A 20,011-nucleotide genomic window follows, 5' to 3' on the forward strand; every position below is an offset into this window, starting at 1 on the left:
GGGGCGCCGTGAGCAGCGGGAGGCTGGTCTACCGGTGAACAACGGTGACGCTGTGCAGCAGGTGTCGAGGCTGGGTTTCTGGCGTGACCGCCTCGCCTCGGCGCCGAAGGAGCTGCCGCTGCCGGTCGATCGGCCGTACCCGGCGGAGCCCGGCGCGCGGGCGAAGCTGGTCCGGCCCCTGCCTGCGGTCGACGACCTGACGCTCCTGGCGGCCTTCACCGTGCTGCTGTCCCGCTATGCGGGCACCGCGGACGTCGTGCTCGGCATCGGGTCGCTGGTGCCGCTGCGGGTGGATCTCGGTGGCGCACCTGGCTTCGCCGACGTCGTCGCCCGCGTGCGCGAGGCGCGGGAAGACGCGCTGGCGCACGAAGTTCCCTTTGCCGACTTGGTCGCCGAGGTGAAGCCCGAGCCCGGTCGCGGGGGATCGGTGCTCGTCAACGTCGGCTTCGGCGCCGAAACCGACCTCCCGCTCGACCTGAACCTGACCGCGGACGGCGTCCACTACCGCGCCGACGTCCTCGACGAATCCACTGTGGACCGCATGCTGGACCACCTCGAGCACCTCCTCGCCGCGGCCCGGGAACGTCCACAGTGGCCGGTGACCCGGCTGGACCTGATGACCGCGCCGGAACTCCACCGCATTCTCGAGGAGTGGAACGACACGGAGCTCGCGGCGTCGCTGTCGACGCTGCCGGAGCTGTTCGCCGCCCGCGTCCGGCAGGCGCCGGACGCCGTGGCCCTCGTCTTCGAGGACGAGGAACTCACCTACGCCGAACTCGACGCCCGCGCGAACCGCCTCGCCCACGTCCTCATCGGACGCGGGGCCGGTCCCGAGCGGGTGGTCGCGCTCGCCGTGCCCCGTTCGCTCGAAATGATCGTCGCCGAACTGGCCGTGCTCAAGGCCGGCGCTGCGTACCTGCCGCTGGACCCGGACTACCCGGCCGAACGCCTCGCGTTCATGGTCGCCGACGCGCGCCCGGTGTGCGTGGTGACCACTCGCGACCTCGCGGGCCGCTTCGACGGCGACGTCCTGCTCCTCGACGAGCCGATCGACGGCGACGTCCCGGCGACGGACCCGGCCGCCGCGATCGTCCCGGCCAACGCGGCGTACGTGATCTACACGTCCGGCTCCACCGGCCGGCCCAAGGGGGTCGTGGTCTCCCACGCGGGCGTCGCGAAGCTGGTCGCGACGCAGGCCGAGCGGTTCGGCGTGGGCCCGCACAGCCGGGTGCTGCATTTCGCGTCGCCGAGTTTCGACGTCGCTTTCTGGGACCTGTGCCTCGGCCTGCTCTCGGGCGGCCGCCTGGTGATCGTCCCGGCCGAACGCCGGGTGCCCGGGCCGGAACTGGCCGAGTACGCGCACCGGCACGGCGTGGACTTCATGATCCTGCCGCCCGCTCTGCTCGCCGAGTTCCCGGAGGACTGCGACCTGCCGCGGGACAGCGTGCTGCTGGCGGGGACCGAGCGGGTGTCCCCGGAGCTGGTGCGGCGCTGGGCGCCCGGACGGCGGATGTTCAACGCCTACGGCCCGACCGAGGCCACGACCAACTCGACGCTCGGGCTCTGCGACCCGGACATCGCCCCCGGCTCGGCCGTGCCGATCGGCGTGCCGGACCCCGGCACCCGGGCGTACGTGCTCGACGCCTCCCTCGCGCCGGTCCCGGTCGGGGTCGCCGGGGAACTGTACCTCGCCGGAAGCGGCTTGGCGCGCGGGTACCTGGGGCGGCCGGGGTTGACGGCGGAGCGGTTCGTGGCGGATCCGTTCGGATCGGGTGGCCGGCTCTACCGCACCGGCGACCTGGTGAAGTGGCTGCCGGACGGGCGGCTGGTGTTCCTGGGCCGGGCCGACGACCAGGTCAAGATCCGCGGCTACCGGATCGAGCTCGGCGAGCTCGAGTCCGTCCTCGCCGAACACCCGCGCGTCGGCCAGTCGGTCGTCGTCGCCCAGGACGGGCGGCTGGTCGCCTACGCCGTGCCGGTGCCCGACCGCGACCAGGCGGCCGAGCAGGGCCACGTCGACGAGTGGCACGACGTCCACGAGGAAATGCTCGCCGGTTCCCACGGCATCGAGGAGAACTTCGCGGGCTGGAACTCCAGCTACGACGGCACCGAGCTCCCGTTGGAAGAGATGCGGGAGTGGCACGCGGCGACGATCGACCGGATCCGGGCCCTGGAGCCGAAGCGGGTGCTGGAGATCGGGGTCGGCAGCGGCCTGATCCTCTCGCGGATCGCCCCGGACGCCGAAACCTATTGGGGCGTCGACCTTTCCGAGAGCGCGATCGAGAACGTCCGGCGCGAGGTCGCGGCGATGCCGGAGCTCGCGGGCAAGGTGCACCTGGCCGCGCGGCCGGCCCACGACCTGGGCGAGTTGCCGGACGAGCCGTTCGACACCGTGATCGTCAACTCCGTCGCCCAGTACTTCCCGAGCGCGGACTACCTCGCCGAAGTCGTGAAAACCGCCGCCGGTCTCCTGGCCCCGGGCGGGACGATCTTCCTCGGCGACCTCCGCAACCTCCGCTCGCTGCGGGCGTTCCGGACCGCCGTCGAGCTGCACCGCGGCCGGGCCGACGTCGCCGCGGTGGACCAGGCGATCGCGCGCGAGGGCGAGCTGGTCCTCGACCCGGACTTCTTCCCGGCGCTGGCCCGGGAACTCGACGGCTTCGACGACGTCGATCTGTGGGTCAAACGCGGCCGGGCGCACAACGAGCTGACCCGGCACCGCTACGACGTCGTCCTGCGGAAGGCGCCCCGGCCGGACGCGGCCGAGGAGCAGGTCGTCGCCTTCGGTGAACTCGGTGCGGTGGAACGGTTCCTGTCCACCGAAACGCCGGAGCGGCTGCGGGTCACCGCGATCCCGGACGCGCGGCTGGCCGGCGAGCTGGCCGCGGTCCGGGCCCTGGACACCGGCGACGCCGAGGCGGCACTGGCCGCCCTCGACCGCCGCGACGGCGTCGACCCGGAAGCCTGGTACCGGCTGGGTGAGCGCGCCGGCTACCGCGTGGCGGTCACGTTGGCGGCCGCAGGCGGCGAGCTGGAAGCCGTCTTCACGAGGGGCGAGGACGGCCCCGCCTACCGCCCGGTGCGCCGGACGGGCACGCCCGGGTCGTACGCCAACAACCCGGCGGCCCGGCGCGAAACCGGTGCGTTCGTCGCCTCCCTGCGCGCGCACGTGCGGGACCGGCTGCCGCAGTACATGGTGCCCTCGGCGTTCGTCGTGCTCGACAAGCTGCCGGTGCTCGCTTCGGGCAAGCTGGACCGCAAGGCCCTGCCGAGCCCGGAGCGGTTCACCGCCGGACCGGGCCGCGCGCCGCGCACCCCGGTCGAGCAGCTGCTGTGCGAGATGTTCGCCGACGTACTGGGGGTGCCGCAGGCCGGCCCCGACGACGACTTCTTCGCGCTCGGCGGCCACTCGCTGCTGGCGACCCGGCTGATCCAGCGGATCCGCGCGGCCGTCGGCGCCGAGGTGCCGGTGCGGGCGGTGTTCGACGCGCCGACGCCGGCCGCGCTCGCGGACCTGGTGTCCGGGACGGCCGACGGCACCGAGCGGCGCCCGCTCGTCCGCGTCACCGAGCGGCCCGGGCGGCTGCCGCTGTCGTTCGCGCAGCAGCGGCTGTGGTTCCTGCACGGGCTCGAAGGCGGCTCGGCGACCTACAACGTCCCGCTCGTCATGCGGCTGGCCGGTGAGCTGGACGTCGACGCGCTGCGCGAGGCGCTGACCGACGTGCTCGCCCGGCACGAGGCACTGCGCACGGTCTTCCCGGTCGCCGACGGCGTGCCGTACCAGGAGGTGCTGCCCGAGGGGACGGTGGAGCTGACCGTCCGCGAAGTGACCGAGGTGGACTCCGCAGTGGACGCGCTCGTGCGTGGCGTCTTCGACCTGGCTGCCGGGGTGCCGGTGCGCGCCGAACTGCTGACCGTCGACCCGCGGCGCCACGTGCTGGTCCTGGTCGTGCACCACATCGCCGCCGACGGCTGGTCGCTGTCCCCGCTGTGGTGGGACATCGCCACGGCCTACCGCGCCCGCCTGCGCGGCGAAGCTCCACAGTGGACGCCGCTGCCGGTGCAGTACGCCGACTACACGCTGTGGCAACGCGATCTCCTGGCGACCGAGGAATCGGCCCAGCTCAGCTACTGGCGCGAAGCGCTCGACGGCCTGCCCGAGCGGATCCCGCTCCCGCTCGACCGGCCGCACCCGCCGGTCTCCGCCTACCGCGGCGGCTTCTTCACCTTCACCTGGGACGCGGGGCTCCAAGCCGGGCTCACCGACCTCGCCCGCGCCTGCGGGGCCAGCCCGTTCATGGTCGTGCACGCGGGCCTGACGGCGTTGCTGTCCCGCCTCGGCGCGGGCACCGACATCCCGATCGGCACCCCGATCGCCGGCCGCACCGATCCCGCGCTGGACGACCTCGTCGGGTTCTTCGTCAACACGCTGGTCCTGCGCGTGGACACCGGGGGTGACCCGTCGTTCCGCGACCTCGTCGCGCGGGTGCGGGAGCGCAGCCTCGACGCCTACGCCCACCAGGACGTGCCGTTCGAACGGCTGGTGGAGGCGCTGAACCCGGCCCGGTCGCTTGCCCACCACCCGCTGTTCCAGACGATGCTCGCCTGGCAGAACACCCCCGGCTCCGGTGTCGAGCTGCCCGGGCTGACCGTGACCGAGCAGCCCGTGGGCACCGGCACGGCCAAGTTCGACCTCTGGTTCTCCTTCACCGAGCGGGCCGACGGGCTGCACGGCCAGGCCGAGTTCAACGCCGAGGTGTTCGACCGGGCCACCGTGACCGGGATCCTCGACCGCCTGGAAACCCTGCTCCGGCAGGTCGTCCAGGCCCCGGACCGGCGGCTGGGCTCCCTGGACGTGCTCACGCCTGCCGAACGCGACCGGCTCGAAGAAACCTGGTCCGGCGCGGTCGAGGACGTCCCCGCGGTCACCGTGCCCGAGCTGTTCGCCGCCCAGGTCGCGCGGACCCCCGATCACCCGGCCCTGGTCTTCGAGGACGAAGAACTCACCTACGCCGAGCTGGACGCCGTCTCCGACCGCCTGGCCCGCGTGCTCGCCGCGCGGGGCGCCGGGCCCGAGCGCGTGGTCGCCTTGGCGCTGCCGCGCTCGACGCACCTGGTCACGGCGATCGTCGCCGTGCTCAAGACGGGCGCGGCCTACCTGCCGCTCGACCCCGGCTACCCGGCCGACCGCATCGCGTTCATGCTCGAAGACGCGGGTCCGGCGCTGGTGCTGGCCGTCAAGGACACCGCCGTCCCGGGTGCGGTGCTCCTGGACGACCCGGACACCCTGACCGGTGTGCCGGAGGCGCCGCTCGAGGTCGTGCTCCGGCCGGAGAACCCGGCGTACGTCATCTACACGTCCGGTTCGACGGGCCGTCCGAAGGGCGTCGTCGTCCCGCACGCGGGGATCGTCAACCGGCTGCTCTGGATGCAGGCCGAGTACGGCCTCACCGCCGAAGACCGGGTCCTGCAGAAGACGCCGTCCAGCTTCGACGTCTCGGTGTGGGAGTTCCTCTGGCCGCTGATCACCGGCGCCACCGAGGTACTGGCCCGGCCGGACGGGCACAAGGACCCCGCCTACCTCGCCCGGCTGATCCGCGACCGCGCGATCACGACCGTCCACTTCGTCCCCTCGATGCTCCAGGTCTTCCTGCAGGAACCGGCGGCGGGGGACGCCACGAGCCTCCGCCGGGTCCTGTGCAGTGGCGAAGCCCTGCCACCGGACGCGGTCACGCAGTTCGGCCGGGTGCTCGACGCCGAACTGCACAACCTCTACGGGCCCACGGAAGCGTCGGTCGACGTCACCTCGTGGCGTACGTCCACGGAGGACAGTTCGGTCCCGATCGGCCGTCCGGTGTGGAACACCCGCACCTACGTCCTCGACGCCGCCCTGCGCCCGGTGCCGCCGGGCACCCCCGGCGAGCTGTACCTGGCCGGCGTCCAGCTCGCCCGCGGCTACCTCGGCCGGGCCGGGCTGACCGCCGAGCGGTTCGTCGCCGATCCGTTCGGCGCGCCCGGCTCCCGGATGTACCGCACCGGCGACCTCGCCCGCTTCCGCGCCGACGGTGTCCTCGAGTTCCTCGGCCGCGGCGACGAGCAGCTCAAGATCCGCGGCTTCCGCGTCGAACCCGGTGAGATCGCCGCGACCCTGTCCGCCCACGACGACGTCGCCCACGCCGTCGTCGTCGCCCGCGAGGACCGCCCCGGCGACGTCCGCTTGGCCGGGTACGTCGTCCCCGCCGACCACTCCGGTTCCGCCGAGGAGGAGACCGAGCAGGTCGGCGAGTGGCGGGCCCTGTACGACTCGATGTACTCCGACGCCGAGGACGAGTTCGCGGGCTGGAACTCCAGTTACACCGGCGAGCCGATCCCGCGGGCCGAGATGCGCGAGTGGCGTGCCGCCATCGTCACGCGGATCCGCGAGCTGGAGCCGCGGCGCGTGCTCGAGATCGGCGTCGGCAGCGGGCTGCTGCTGACCGAGCTGGCCCCGCATTGCGCCGCGTACTGGGGCACGGACTTCTCCGCCGAGGTCATCGCTTCGCTGGGCGAGCGGGTCGCGGCCGACCCGGCCCTCGCCGAGCGGGTCGAACTGCGCACCGGCGACGCCGCCGACCTCACCGGCCTGCCGGCGGGGTTCTTCGACACCATCGTGCTCAACTCGGTCGTCCAGTACTTCCCGAGCGGGACGTACCTCCTCGACGTCGTGCGGCAGGCCCTGGCCCTGCTGGCGCCGGGCGGATCGCTCTTCGTCGGCGACGTCCGGGACCTGCGTCAGGTCCGGGCGTTCCACGCGGGCGTGGCGCGGGCGCGCGGCGGCGACGTCGAGCAGCGTCTTCTGCGGGAGAAGGAGCTGCTCGTCGCGCCGGAGTTCTTCGCGGGTCTCGACGGGGTCACCGCGGACATCCGGGTCAAGCGCGGCCGGGCGGTCAACGAGCTCACGCGGTACCGCTACGACGTGGTCCTGCGGCCGGGTGCCACCGAGCCGCCGGCGGTCACGACGCTGATCTGGGGCACCGATGTGTCCACTGTGGACGAGGTGGCCGCGCGGCTGGACGACGGCCTGCGCATCGAAGGCGTCCCGAACGGACGCACCACGGACGGCGTGAATCCCGAAGACTGGTACGAACTGGGCGAGACCCGCGGTCACCGCACGGTCGTCACCTGGTCCGCCGCCGGCGACGGCTCGGTCGACGTCCTGTTCACGACCGGCGACCCGGCCGGTGCGTTCCGGCCCGGCCCGGACCCGATCCTGTCCTACACCGGCAATCCCCGGCGGTCGCGCCGCAGCACCGCCCTGCCGGCGGAGCTGCGGGCCTTCGCCGCCGAACGGCTGCCGGAGCACATGGTGCCGTCGGCGATCGTCGTGCTCGACGCGCTCCCGGTGACGGCGAACGGCAAGCTCGACCGCCGTGCGCTGCCGGCGCCGGACAGGAGCGCGCCGGTCTCGGACCGCGAGCCGCGCACGCCGGTCGAACGGCAGCTGTGCGAGCTGTTCGCCGACGTCCTCGGCCTCCCGCGGGTCGGCCCGGACGACAGCTTCTTCGCCCTCGGCGGCCACTCGCTGCTGGCCACCCGGCTGATCGCCCGCGTCCGGACCGCGCTGCACGCCGAGCTCGAGGTGCGGGCCGTCTTCGAGACGCCGACGCCCGCGGGCCTGGCCGGGGTGCTCGCCACCGCTCGCGGGACCGCGCGGCCGCCGCTGGCCCGGATGCGCCGTCCGGAGCCGGTGCCGCTGTCCGGCGCCCAGCAGCGCCTGTGGTTCCTGCACCACCTCGAAGGACCGTCGGCCACGTACAACGTCCCGCTGGTCATGCGCCTCGAAGGCGACCTCGACGTCGAGGCGCTGCGCACGGCGCTGTCGGACGTGGTCGCCCGCCACGAGGCGCTGCGCACCCGGTTCCCGCAACGGGACGGCGTGCCCTACCAGGACGTTCTCCCCGCGGAAGAGGTCGTCCTGCGCGTGCGGGAGGTCACCGATCTCGACGAGGCGCTGACCGGCCTCGTCCGCGCGTCGTTCGACCTCGAGAACGAAGCTCCGATGCGCGTGGAGTTGCTGCGGCCGGGCGCGGGTGAGCACGTCCTGGCCCTGGTGTTCCACCACATCGCGTCCGACGGCTGGTCGATGGCCCCGCTGTGGCGCGACATCGCCACGGCCTATGCGGCCCGGCGCGCCGGGGAAACTCCACAGTGGATGCCGCTGCCGGTGCAGTACGCGGACTACACGCTGTGGCAGCAGGAACTGCTCGGCGGCGAAGACGACCCGGACAGCGTGCTGAGCGCCCAGCTGGACTACTGGCGGGCGGCACTGGACGGCCTGCCGGACCGGATCGAGCTGCCCCTCGACCGGCCGCACCCGGCGACCGCGACGTTCCGCGGCGAACTGCACACCTTCACCTGGGACGCCGGGCTCCACGCCCGGCTGGCCGAGCTGGCCCGCGAATGCGGCGCCAGCGTGTTCATGGTCGTGCACGCGGCGCTGGCCGCCCTGCTCACGCGGCTGGGGGCGGGCACCGACGTCCCGATCGGCTCGCCCATCGCCGGCCGCACCGACGCAGGCCTGGACGACCTCGTCGGGTTCTTCGTCAACACCCTCGTGCTGCGCGTCGACACCGGCGGCGAACCGTCGTTCCGCGAGCTCCTCGGCCGGGTCCGCGAGCGCAACCTCGACGCGTACGCCCACCAGGACGTGCCGTTCGAGCGGCTGGTGGAGGTGCTCAACCCGGCGCGGTCGCTGTCCTACCACCCGCTGTTCCAGGTCATGATCGCCGGGCAGAACAACGCCCGCGCCGAGGTGACCCTGCCCGGCCTGGCCGTGACCGAGATCCCGGTGACCACCGGGACGTCGAAGTTCGACCTGTCGATCTCGCTGACCGAGCGCGACGCCGGGATCGCCGGCGTGCTGGAGTTCAACGCCGACGTCTTCGACCACGCGAGCGCGAACGCGATCCTGCGCCGCCTCGAAGTGCTGCTGCGCGCGGCGCTGGCCGAACCCGACCGCCCGGTCGGGTCCCTGGACCTCCTGGCCGGGGACGAGCGCGAACGCGTGCTCACCCGGTGGGCCGGCTCCCTCGAACCGGCGGGCACCGAGACGTTCCCCGGGATGTTCGCCCGCCGCGTCGCGGAGGCCCCCGACGCGGTGGCGCTCGTGTTCGAGGACGTCGAACTCACCTACGCCGAGGTGAACGCCCGCGCCAACCGGCTCGCGCACCTGCTGCTCGGCCGCGGCGCCGGGCCGGAGCGCGTCGTCGCCCTGGCCGTGCCGCGGTCGGTGGACATGATCATCGCGGAGCTGGCCGTCCTGAAGGCCGGTGCCGCCTACCTCCCGATCGACGTCGACTACCCGGGCGACCGCATCGCCTACATGACCGAGGACGCGGCCCCGGTCTGCGTGGTGACCACCCGGGACGTCGAGGCGAAGCTGCCCGCGGCCCTGCCCCGGGTGGTCCTGGACGACGCGGCTCTCGCCGGGATGTCCACAGAGGACCCGCCGGTCGCGATCACGCCCGAGAACGCGGCGTACGTGATCTACACGTCCGGCTCGTCCGGGCGGCCGAAGGGAGTCGTCCTCCAGCACTCGGGCGTCGCCAAACTGGTCGCCACCCAGGTCGAACGCTTCGGCATCGGCCCGCACAGCCGGGTGCTGCAGTTCGCGTCGCCGAGTTTCGACGTCGCTTTCTGGGACCTGTGCCTCGGTCTGCTCTCGGGCGGCCGCCTGGTCGTGGTCCCGGCCGAGCGGCGGGTCGCGGGCCCGGCGCTGACCGAGTACGCGCACCGGCACGGCGTCGACTTCATGATCCTGCCGCCGGCCCTGCTCGACGCCCTGCCGGCGGACTGCGATCTCCCGCGGGACAGCGTGCTGCTGGCGGGGACCGAGCGGGTGTCGCCGGAGCTGGTGCGTCGGTGGGCGCCGGAGCGGCGGATGTTCAACGCCTACGGGCCCACCGAGGCGACCACCAACTCGACGCTCGGGGAAAGCGACCCGGCCGAGCTGGCGGACGCCACGGTCGTCCCGATCGGCGTGCCGGACCCCGGCACCCGGGCGTACGTGCTCGACGCCGGGCTGCGGCCGGTCCCGCCCGGCGTGGTGGGGGAGCTGTACCTCGCCGGATCCGGCTTGGCGCGCGGTTATCTCGGGCGGCCGGGGTTGACGGCGGAGCGGTTCGTGGCGGATCCGTTCGGTTCGGGTGGCCGGCTCTACCGCACCGGCGATTTGGTGAAGTGGCTGCCGGACGGGCGGCTGGTGTTCCTGGGCCGGGCCGACGACCAGGTCAAGATCCGCGGCTACCGGATCGAGCTCGGCGAGATCGAGTCCGTGCTCGCCGAACACCCGGCCGTCGGCCAGTCCGTCGTGCTCGCCCAGGACGGGCGGCTCGTCGCCTACGCCGTGCCGGCGGCCGGCCGGGACGAAGAAGCCGAACTGGAGCACGTCGGCGAGTGGCGTGAGCTGCACGAGAACGTCTTCACCGAAGCGGCGTCCGGCGGGCTGGAGGAGAACTTCACCGGCTGGAACTCCAGCTACGACGGCACCCAGATCCCGCTGGAGGAGATGCGGGAGTGGCATGCGGCGACGATCGACCGGATCCGCGCGCTGAAGCCGAAGCGGGTGCTGGAGATCGGCGTCGGCAGCGGCCTGATCCTTTCGCGGATCGCGCCGGACGCCGAGGAGTACTGGGGCGTCGACCTGTCCGAGAAGGCCATCGCCAACCTCCGGCGGGAACTCGCCGCGACGCCGTTCGCGAACAAGGTGCACCTGGCCGCCCGGCCGGCGCACGACTTGGGCGAGCTGCCGGAGTTCGACACGGTGATCGTCAACTCCGTCGCCCAGTACTTCCCGAGCGTCGGCTACCTCGCCGAAGTCCTCCGCACGGCCGCGGCGCGGGTCCGCCCCGGCGGCGTGCTCTTCCTCGGCGACCTCCGGAACCTGCGGTCGCTGCGGGCGTTCCGGACCGCGACCGAACTGCGGCACGGGCGCCGGGACGCGGCGGCCGTGGACCAGGCGATCGCGCGGGAAGGCGAGCTGGTCCTCGACCCGGACTTCTTCCCGGCGCTGGCCCGGGAACTCGATGGCTTCGACGACGTCGACCTGTGGGTCAAACGCGGCCGGGCGCACAACGAGCTGACCCGGCACCGCTACGACGTCGTGCTGCGGAAGGCGCCGAGGCCGGCGCCGGTGGCCGAAGACGTCGTCGCGTTCGCCTCGACGGCCGAGCTGGAGCGGGTCTTGGCGACCGGCCCGGCCCGGCTGCGCGTCACCGGTGTGCCGGACGCGCGGTTGTCCGGCGAACTCGCCGCCGTCACCGCGCTGGCCGAGGGAGACGCCGACGCGGCGCTGTCCGCTTTGGACGCGGCACCGTCCGGAGTGGACCCCGAGACCCTGCACGAACTCGGTGAGCGCCACGGCTACCGCGTGTACGCGACGCTCACCGCGCAGGAAGGTCTGCTGGAAGCGGTGTTCACCACGGGCGAGCCCACGCGGATCCACCGCGGCCGTCCGGTCCGGGCCGCACTGGCCGCGCTGGGCAACCACCCGGCCGGGCAGCGGGACACGAACGCACTGGTGACGGCTCTGCGAGCGCACGTCCGCGACCGGCTGCCGCAGTACATGGTGCCGTCGGCGTTCGTGGTCCTCGACCGGCTCCCGCTGCTGGCCTCCGGCAAGCTGGACCGGCGCGCCTTGCCGAGCCCGGACCAGCAGGCCGGCCCGGCCGGCCGGGCCCCGCGCACACCGGTCGAGGAAGTCCTCTGCGGGCTCTTCGCCGAGGTCCTCGACACCGCGTCGATCGGCGTCGACGACGACTTCTTCGCCCTCGGCGGGCATTCGCTGATGGCGACGCGGCTGGTCGCGCGGCTGCGCGCGGTCTTCGGCGTCGAACTGCAGGTGCGGTCGGTGTTCGAGACCCCGACGGTGGCCGGCCTGGCCGCGCTGCTGGCCACGTCGGACTCTTCGCCCGCCCGGCCCGCGTTGGTGCGCGCCGAGCCGCGACCGGCGGTGCTGCCGCTGTCGTTCGCCCAGCAGCGGTTGTGGTTCCTGCACCGGCTGGAGGGCCCGTCGGCGACGTACAACATGCCGACGGCCGTCCGGTTGACCGGCGACCTCGACGTCGACGCGCTGCGCACGGCGCTGACGGACGTGGTCGAGCGGCACGAAGCGCTGCGCACGGTCTTCCCCGAGATCGACGGTGAAGCCCGGCAGCTCGTCCTCGACGACGTCACGATCCCGCTGCCCACGCGCACGGTCACCGAGGCCACGCTCGCCGATGCCGTGTCCGCAGCGGCGGGCACGGTGTTCGAGCTGGAGTCGGAGATCCCGGTGCGGGCGGAGCTGCTCCGCCTGGGTGCCCGGGAGCACGTCCTGGTGCTGGTGTTCCACCACATCGCGTCGGACGGCTGGTCGACCGCGCCGCTGTGGCGGGATCTGGCGGCGGCCTACACCGCCCGCCGGGCGGGGGAAGCTCCACAGTGGACGCCGTTGCCGGTGCAGTACGCGGACTACACGCTGTGGCAGCGGGACGTCCTCGGCGAACCGGTGATCGAACCGCAGCTGGCCTACTGGCGTGACGCACTGGCGGGCCTGCCGGAGCGGATCGAGCTGCCGCTCGACCGGCCGCACCCGGCGGAAGCGTCCTACCGCGGCGAGCAGTTCGCCTTCGGCTGGGACGCGGAGCTCCACCGCGGCCTCGTCGAGCTGGCCCGTGCGTGCGGCGCCAGCGTGTTCATGGTCGTGCACGCCGGGCTCACCGCGGTGCTCACCCGGCTCGGCGCGGGCACCGACATCCCGCTCGGCACGTCCATCGCCGGCCGCACCGACTCCGCACTCGACGACCTCGTCGGGTTCTTCGTCAACACGCTGGTCCTGCGCGTGGACGCGGGCGGCGACCCGTCGTTCCGCGACCTCGTCGCCCGGGTGCGGAACCGCAGCCTCGACGCCTACGCCCACCAGGACGTGCCGTTCGAACGGCTCGTGGAAGCCCTCAACCCGGCCCGGTCGCTCGCGCACCACCCGCTGTTCCAGACGATGCTCGCCTGGCAGAACAACGCCGTCGCCGACGTCGCCCTGCCCGGCCTCACCGTGGTGGAGGAGCCGGTCCGCACCGGCACCGCCCGGGCCGACCTGACGTTCTTCGTCGGCGAGCGGCCCGGCCCCCAGGCGGGGATCCGCGGCACCGCGGAGTACAACAGCGACGTCTTCGACCGCGCGAGCGTCGAGACGATCCTGGACCGGCTGCGGAGGCTGCTGCAGGCCGTGGTCGCCGACCCGGACACCCGGATCGGCGCCGTCGACCTGCTCACCGGCGCCGAGCGCGACCTGCTCGCCGCCGGCCCCGCGACACCGGTACCCGCCGAGACGGCCGCCGGGCTGTTCTCGGCCCGGGTCACGCGGACTCCGGACGCTCTGGCCTTGGTGTTCGGCGCCGAGCGGCTCACCTATGCCGAGCTGGACGAGCGAGCGACGACCCTCGCCCGGGCGCTGCTCGCGCGGGGCGCGGGCCCCGAACGGGTGGTGGCCGTCGCGTTGCCGCGGTCGGCCGGCCTGGTGGTCGCGCTCCTGGCGGTGCTCAAGACCGGTGCCGCCTACCTGCCGTTGGACCTCAACCACCCGGCGGACCGCGTCGACCTGATGCTCACCGACGCCGACCCGCACCTGGTCATCGCCGAGGACGGCTTCGGCGACCGGCTGGTCCGGCCGGGCGAGACCGGGCCGGAACCGGCTGCCTGGCCGTCGATCCGCGCGGACAACCCGGCGTACGTGATCTTCACGTCCGGCTCCACCGGCCGGCCGAAGGCGGTCGCCGGAACCCAGCGCGCGCTGGCCAACCGGCTGCACTGGGGAAGTGACCTGGCGCAGGGCGTGCGCGTGGCGAAGAGCGCGCTGACGTTCATCGACGGCTCGACCGAACTGCTCGGCGGGCTCGTCGCGGGCGATCCGGTGGTCCTCGCCGACGACGCGACGGCCACCGATCCGCTCGCCCTCGCCGAGCTCGTGCGGAACTCGGGCGCGCAGGTGCTGACCGTCGTGCCGAGCCTTCTCGACACCTTCGCCGAGGACACCTTCGCCGAGGACGCCTCCGCCGACGCGTTCGCCGCTGTGACCACGTGGATCACCAGTGGCGAACCGCTTTCCGACGCCCTCGCCGGGAAGGTCGCGGCGCGGTGGCCGTCGGCGAAGCTGGTCAACCTGTACGGCTGTTCGGAGGTCGCGGGCGACAGCCTGGCCCACGTCTGCGACGGCGCCGTGGCCATCGGGCGGCCGATCGCGAACACCCGCGCGTACGTCCTCGACGCCGCTCTCCGGCCGGTGCCGCCGGGCGTGCGCGGCGAGCTCTACCTGGCCGGCGCCGGGCTCGCCCGGGGTTACCTCGGGCGTCCGGCGTCGAGCGCGGAACGGTTCGTGGCCGACCCGTCCGGGGCGCCGGGGGAGCGGATGTACCGCACCGGTGACGTGGTTCGCCGCCGCGCCGACGGTGCCCTCGAGTTCCTCGGCCGCGCCGACCAGCAAATCAAGATCCGCGGGTTCCGCGTCGAGCCCGGCGAAGTCGAAGCCGTGCTGACCACGGACGCCTCGGTGGCGCGGGCGGTCGTCATCGCCCGCGAGCACCGGCTCATCGCCTACGTCGTGCCGGCGGGGGAGACCGCGGACCCGGCGGCGCTGCGGGCCCTGCTGGCGGCGCGGCTGCCGGAGTACCTGGTGCCCTCGGCCGTCGTCGTGCTGCCGGACCTGCCGGTGAACGCCAACGGCAAGCTCGACCGCGCCGCTCTGCCCGCGCCGGAGGTGCGGACCTCCGGCCGTGGTGCCCTGACCCCCGCCGCGCAGGCGTTGTGCGAGCTGTTCGCCGACGTCCTCGGCGTCGCGGCGGTGGGCCCGGACGACGGGTTCTTCGCCCTCGGCGGGCATTCGCTCCTGGCGACGCGGCTGGTCAGCCGGATCCGGGCGCTGCTCGGCGTCGAAGTGCCGATCCGGGCGGTGTTCGACGCGCCGACGCCGGCCCGCCTCGCCGAACTCCTCGACCCCGCTCGCCGGAGCCGGCCGGCGCTGGCCCCGGCCGAGCGGCCGGACGTCCTGCCGCTGTCGTTCGCGCAGCAGCGGCTGTGGTTCCTCGACCGCCTCGACGGGCCGAGCGCGACCTACAACATCCCGTGGGCGTGGGAACTGACCGGACCGGTCGACGTCGACGCGCTGCGGGCCGCGCTGGGCGACGTCGTGGCCCGCCACGAGATCCTCCGGACGCTGCTGGCCGAGGACCACGGCACGCCCCGCCAGGTCGTGCTCGACGGGGCTCGCCCGGTGCTGGTCACCGAGTCCGTGCCCGCCGCGGACCTCGACGAGCGCGTCACCGCCGCGGCGTCGTACCGCTTCACCCTCGACGCCGAGATCCCGGTGCGGGCCACCCTCGTGTCCGCCGGACCCGAACGGCACGTGTTCGTGCTGCTGGTGCACCACGTCGCGGGCGACGGCTGGTCGCTCCCGCCGCTGAAACGGGACCTCGACACCGCCTACGCCGCGCGGCTCCGCGGCGAGCGTCCACAATGGACGCCATTGCCGGTGCAGTACGCGGACTACACGCTGTGGCAGCGGGAGATGTTCGGCCGCACCGACGATCCGGACAGCGTCCTCGGCCGTCAGGCCGCGTTCTGGCGGGAGACCCTGGCCGGGATGCCCGACGAGCTGGCGCTCCCGGCCGACCGGCCGCGCCCGGCGCGGTCGACCAACCGCGGCGCCGCCGTGCCGTTCACCGTGCCCGCCGCCGTGCACCGCGGCCTGCGCGCGCTGGCCCACCGCAGCGACACCAGTACGTTCATGGTGCTGCAGGCGGCGCTGGCCGCCCTGCTGACCCGGCTCGGCGCGGGCACCGACATCCCACTGGGCACACCGGTGGCCGGCCGCACCGACCACGCACTGGAGGACCTCGCCGGGTTCTTCGTCAACACCCTCGTGTTGCGCACCGACACCGGCGGCGACCCGACGTTCCGGGAGCTCCTCGACCGCGTCCGCGAGGCCGACCTGGCGGCGTACGCCCACCAGGACCTGCCGTTCGAGCACCTCGTCGAAGTGCTGAACCCGGCCCGGTCCCTGGCCCGCCACCCGCTGTTCCAGGTCATGCTCGCGGTCTACCACTCGGGCGCGGAACCGGAACGGCTGCTCGGGCTGGATGCGTCCTACCGGGACACCGGGCTGCGGCAGGCGAAGTTCGACCTGTCGTTCGACCTGGTCGAAACGACCGAGGGCATCGACGGCGACCTCGAATACAGCCTCGACCTCTTCGACGAGCCGACCGCCCGCACGCTCACCGAGCGCCTGGTCCGGCTGATGGCGGCCGTCGTCGCGGACCCGGACCGGCCACTGAGCCGGATCGACGTCCTCGACGCGGCCGAGCGGCACCGGATCCTGCGCGAATGGGGCGCCGGCGCGCCGCTGACGACCGCGGCGCCGACGGTGGTCGACCGGCTGGCCGCGCAGGTGGCGGCGACCCCGGCCGCGACCGCGCTCAGCGACGCGGCTTCGAGCGTCACGTTCGCGGAGTTCGCCGCGCGCACCGACCGCCTCGCCCGGTGGCTCGCGGCCCGGGGTGCGGGCCCGGAAAAGGTCGTGGCGCTGGTCCTGCCGCGGTCGGCGGCGGTCGTCGAGGCGATCTTCGGCGTGTTCAAGACGGGAGCGGCGTACCTGCCGGTGGATCCGGACCAGCCGGTGGACCGGATCGCGGCGATCCTCGCCGACTCCGGTGCCGCGCTCGTGCTCACCAGCCGTTCGCTGGCTTCGCCGGTCCCCGGGGCGCTCTTCGTCGAAGACGTCGTCGACACCGGCGCCGCGCTGACTCCGCCGTCACCCGCCAACCCGGCGTACGTGCTCTACACGTCCGGCTCCACCGGCAAGCCCAAGGGCGTCGTCATTCCGCATTCCGGGCTGGTGAACCTGTTCCACAGCCACCGGGAGACGCTCTACCGCCCGGCGGTGGCCGCGGCGGGCGGGCGGCGGCTGCGGGTCGGGCACGCGTGGGCGTTCTTCTTCGACGCGTCGTGGCAGCCGCAGCTGTGGCTGCTCGACGGGCACGAGGTGCACGTCGTCGACGACGACACCCGCCGCGACCCGGACCGGCTGGCGGCGGTCGTGCGCGAACGCGGGCTCGACTTCCTCGAACTCACGCCGTCGCACTTCGCCCAGCTGGCCGCGGCCGGGGTGATTTCGGACGGGAAGTGCGTGCTGAGCGTCGTGGGCGTCGGTGGTGAAGCCGTGTCCCAGACGCTGTGGGAGACGCTGGGTTCGATGCCGGAAACGGCGGCGTACAACCTCTACGGTCCGACCGAGGCCACCGTGGACGCTCTGGTCGGCCGCTTCGGCGACGCCGACCGGCCGGTGGTCGGCCGCCCGGTGCACAACACGCGCGCGTACGTCCTCGACGGTGGCCTTTCGCCGGTGCCGGCCGGGGTGCCGGGCGAGCTGTACCTGGCCGGCGCCGGCCTGGCCCGCGGCTACCACGAGCGTCCCGCGCTCACCGCCGACCGGTTCGTCGCCGACCCGTTCGGGCTGGCGGGGGAGCGGATGTACCGCACCGGTGACCTGGTGCGGTGGCGGCCCGACGGGCAGCTGGAGTACCTCGGCCGCACCGACGACCAGGTCAAGATCCGCGGCTTCCGGATCGAACCGGGCGAGATCGAGACGGCTTTGGCCCGGCACGACGACGTCACCCAGGCCCTGGTGGTCGTCCGCGAAGACCGGGACAAGCGGCTGGTCGCGTACACGACCCCGGCGACCGCGGACCCCGTGCGGCTGCGGGAGTTCCTGGCGCGGTCGCTGCCGGAGTACATGGTGCCCGCGGCGATCGTTCCCCTGGACGCCTTCCCCGTGACCCCCAACGGGAAGCTCGACAAGGCGGCCCTGCCGGTGCCCGGGTTCGAGGCGCGCGGCCGGGCGCCGGAAACTCCGGTGGAGAAGGCCCTTTGCGAGATCTTCGCGGAGGTTTTGGACGTCGCCGCCGTCGGCGCCGACGACGACCTGTTCACCCTCGGCGGCCATTCGATGCTGCTCGTGGTCCTGCGCAACCGGATCACCGAACGGCTCGGGACCGAGCTGGCCATCGCCGAGTTCTTCCGTACCCCCACCGCGGCCGGACTCGCCGCGCTGTTGACCCGAGACACGAGGTAGCCGTGCACCGCACCCTGATGAACGCCAAGATCCACCGCGCCACCGTGACGCAGGCCGACCTGCACTACGTCGGCTCGCTGACCATCGACGCGGACCTGATGGCCGCCGCGGACATCGTCGAGGGCGAACGGGTCCAGGTCGTCGACATCACCAACGGCGCCCGGCTGGAGACCTACGCCATCACCGGCGAGCCGGGTTCCGGCGTGATCGGCGTGAACGGCGCGGCCGCGCACCTGGTGCACCCCGGCGACCTCGTCATCATCATCACCTACGCCCAGGTCCACGAGTCCGAGCGCGCCGCGCACCGGCCGCGGGTGGTGCACGTGGACGGGGACAACCGGCAGGTCCACCTGGGACACGACCCGGCCGAGCCGGTGCCCGGCGCGCCGGCGCAGCTGTCCGGCCGAGGTGGGCGTTGACACAGCGCAGTCCCGGCGGTTGCTTTCGGCAGGCGGCCCTAAATAAGGTGTGCCTATCCTAAAGTTGCAGTGACATCCGGGTCTTCGGCCGCCCGGAACCCCGAAAGCTCTCGAAAGGTGCTCATGTCCGTGTTCCAAGGCGCTGCCGGGCTCAGCCGGCGTGGCTTCCTGATCGGGGCGGGTGGCGTCGCCGCCGCCGCGGCCCTCACCGCGTGCGGCAGCGGCGACAAGCCGGCGGCGGGCGCCTCCGGCCCGTGGGAGTTCACCGACGACCGCGGCCAGAAGGCGGCCCGCGACCAGCGTCCGGCCCGCGTGGTGGCCTACGTCAGCTCGGCCGCGGCGCTGTGGGACTACGGCGTCCGCCCGGCCGGCGTCTTCGGCCCGCAGAAGACCGCGTCCGGCGGCAAGGAGCTCCAGGCCGGCAACATCGACCTCGGCGCCGTCACGTCGATCGGCAACGCCTGGGACGACTTCAGCATGGAGAAGTTCGCCGCGCTGAAGCCCGACCTGGTCATCACCGGCCTGACCGGCACCAAGCCGACGGACATGTGGGTGCTGACCGACGACCTCGGCCCGAAGGTGCAGCAGGTCGCCCCGGTCGTCGCGTTGTCGGAGTACAAGGTCACGCTCCCCAAGGTGATCGAGCGGTACGCGCAGCTGGCCGTCGCGCTCGGCGGCGACGCGAACTCCGACAGCATGAAGAAGGCCAAGGCCGACTTCGACCAGGCGTCCGAGGACCTGCGCGCGGCGGCGAAGGAGAAGGCCGGGCTGAAAGTCCTCGTGCTCTACGGCGACAAGGACGGCCTGTACATCGCGAAGCCGGAGTTCTTCGCCGACCTGGCCTACTACCGCGAGCTCGGGCTCGACATCGTCTCCGGCGGCGGCAGCGAGGACTACTGGGAGCAGCTGAGCTGGGAGCAGGCGGCCAAGTACCCGGCCGACCTGATCCTCACCGACACGCGGACGTACGCGCTGCCGCGTGCCCAGATGACGCAGTTCCCGACCTGGAACCAGCTGCCCGCGGTCAAGGCGGGCCAGCTCGGCGACTGGTCGGCCGAGCCGCGCTTCAACCACCTGCTCGCCACGCCGGTCATCCAGCAGCTGACCGCGCTGGTGAAGGGTGCCCGCACGGACATCACCGCCTGAGGAGGCCCGCGATGACCAACCCGTTCGAAGACCCCGACGGCACGTACCTCGTCCTGGTCAACACCGAGAACCAGCACAGCCTGTGGCCGGAGTTCGCCGACGTCCCGCCCGGCTGGACGGTCACCTTCGGCCCGGACTCGCGTCAGGCCTGCCTGGACCACGTGGAAGCGAACTGGACCGACATGCGCCCCAAGTCCCTGGCCGACGCCATGGACGCCTGACAGAGATGATGTTGGGGAGCACCTCCCGGCGGGGTCTGACCCGACGCCTGACTGACTCCGGGTCCTTACCGGGATATGTCGGCCTC

4 protein-coding genes are annotated in these 20,011 nt (G+C 73.4%); all 4 read left to right on the forward strand.

Annotated features, from left to right (window positions below; translation table 11 throughout):
* The first annotated feature begins 52 nt into the window (after positions 1 to 52).
* The 4 genes from AB0M80_RS32570 (at position 53) to AB0M80_RS32585 (ending at position 19,925) form a co-directional block, all read left to right on the forward strand.
* Positions 53 to 18,139, forward strand: coding sequence for an amino acid adenylation domain-containing protein (locus tag AB0M80_RS32570; RefSeq protein WP_364572602.1), 18,087 nt, complete (start codon positions 53 to 55; stop codon positions 18,137 to 18,139).
* A 2-nt stretch (positions 18,140 to 18,141) separates the two neighbouring features.
* Positions 18,142 to 18,558, forward strand: a complete 417-nt coding sequence (panD, locus tag AB0M80_RS32575; protein WP_364572604.1) for an aspartate 1-decarboxylase — start codon at positions 18,142 to 18,144, stop codon at positions 18,556 to 18,558.
* Between the two features lie 123 nt (positions 18,559 to 18,681).
* Positions 18,682 to 19,704 carry an ABC transporter substrate-binding protein gene (locus AB0M80_RS32580; RefSeq protein ID WP_364572606.1) on the forward strand — a complete coding sequence of 341 codons (1,023 nt, stop codon included), beginning with the start codon at positions 18,682 to 18,684 and terminating at the stop codon, positions 19,702 to 19,704.
* A gap of 11 nt (positions 19,705 to 19,715) precedes the next feature.
* On the forward strand, positions 19,716 to 19,925 hold the full coding sequence (locus AB0M80_RS32585; protein ID WP_364572608.1) for an MbtH family protein: 210 nt from the start codon (positions 19,716 to 19,718) through the stop codon (positions 19,923 to 19,925).
* Positions 19,926 to 20,011: the final 86 nt, after the last annotated feature.

This window comes from Amycolatopsis sp. NPDC051045, from assembly GCF_040682955.1.
Taxonomy (GTDB): domain Bacteria; phylum Actinomycetota; class Actinomycetes; order Mycobacteriales; family Pseudonocardiaceae; genus Amycolatopsis.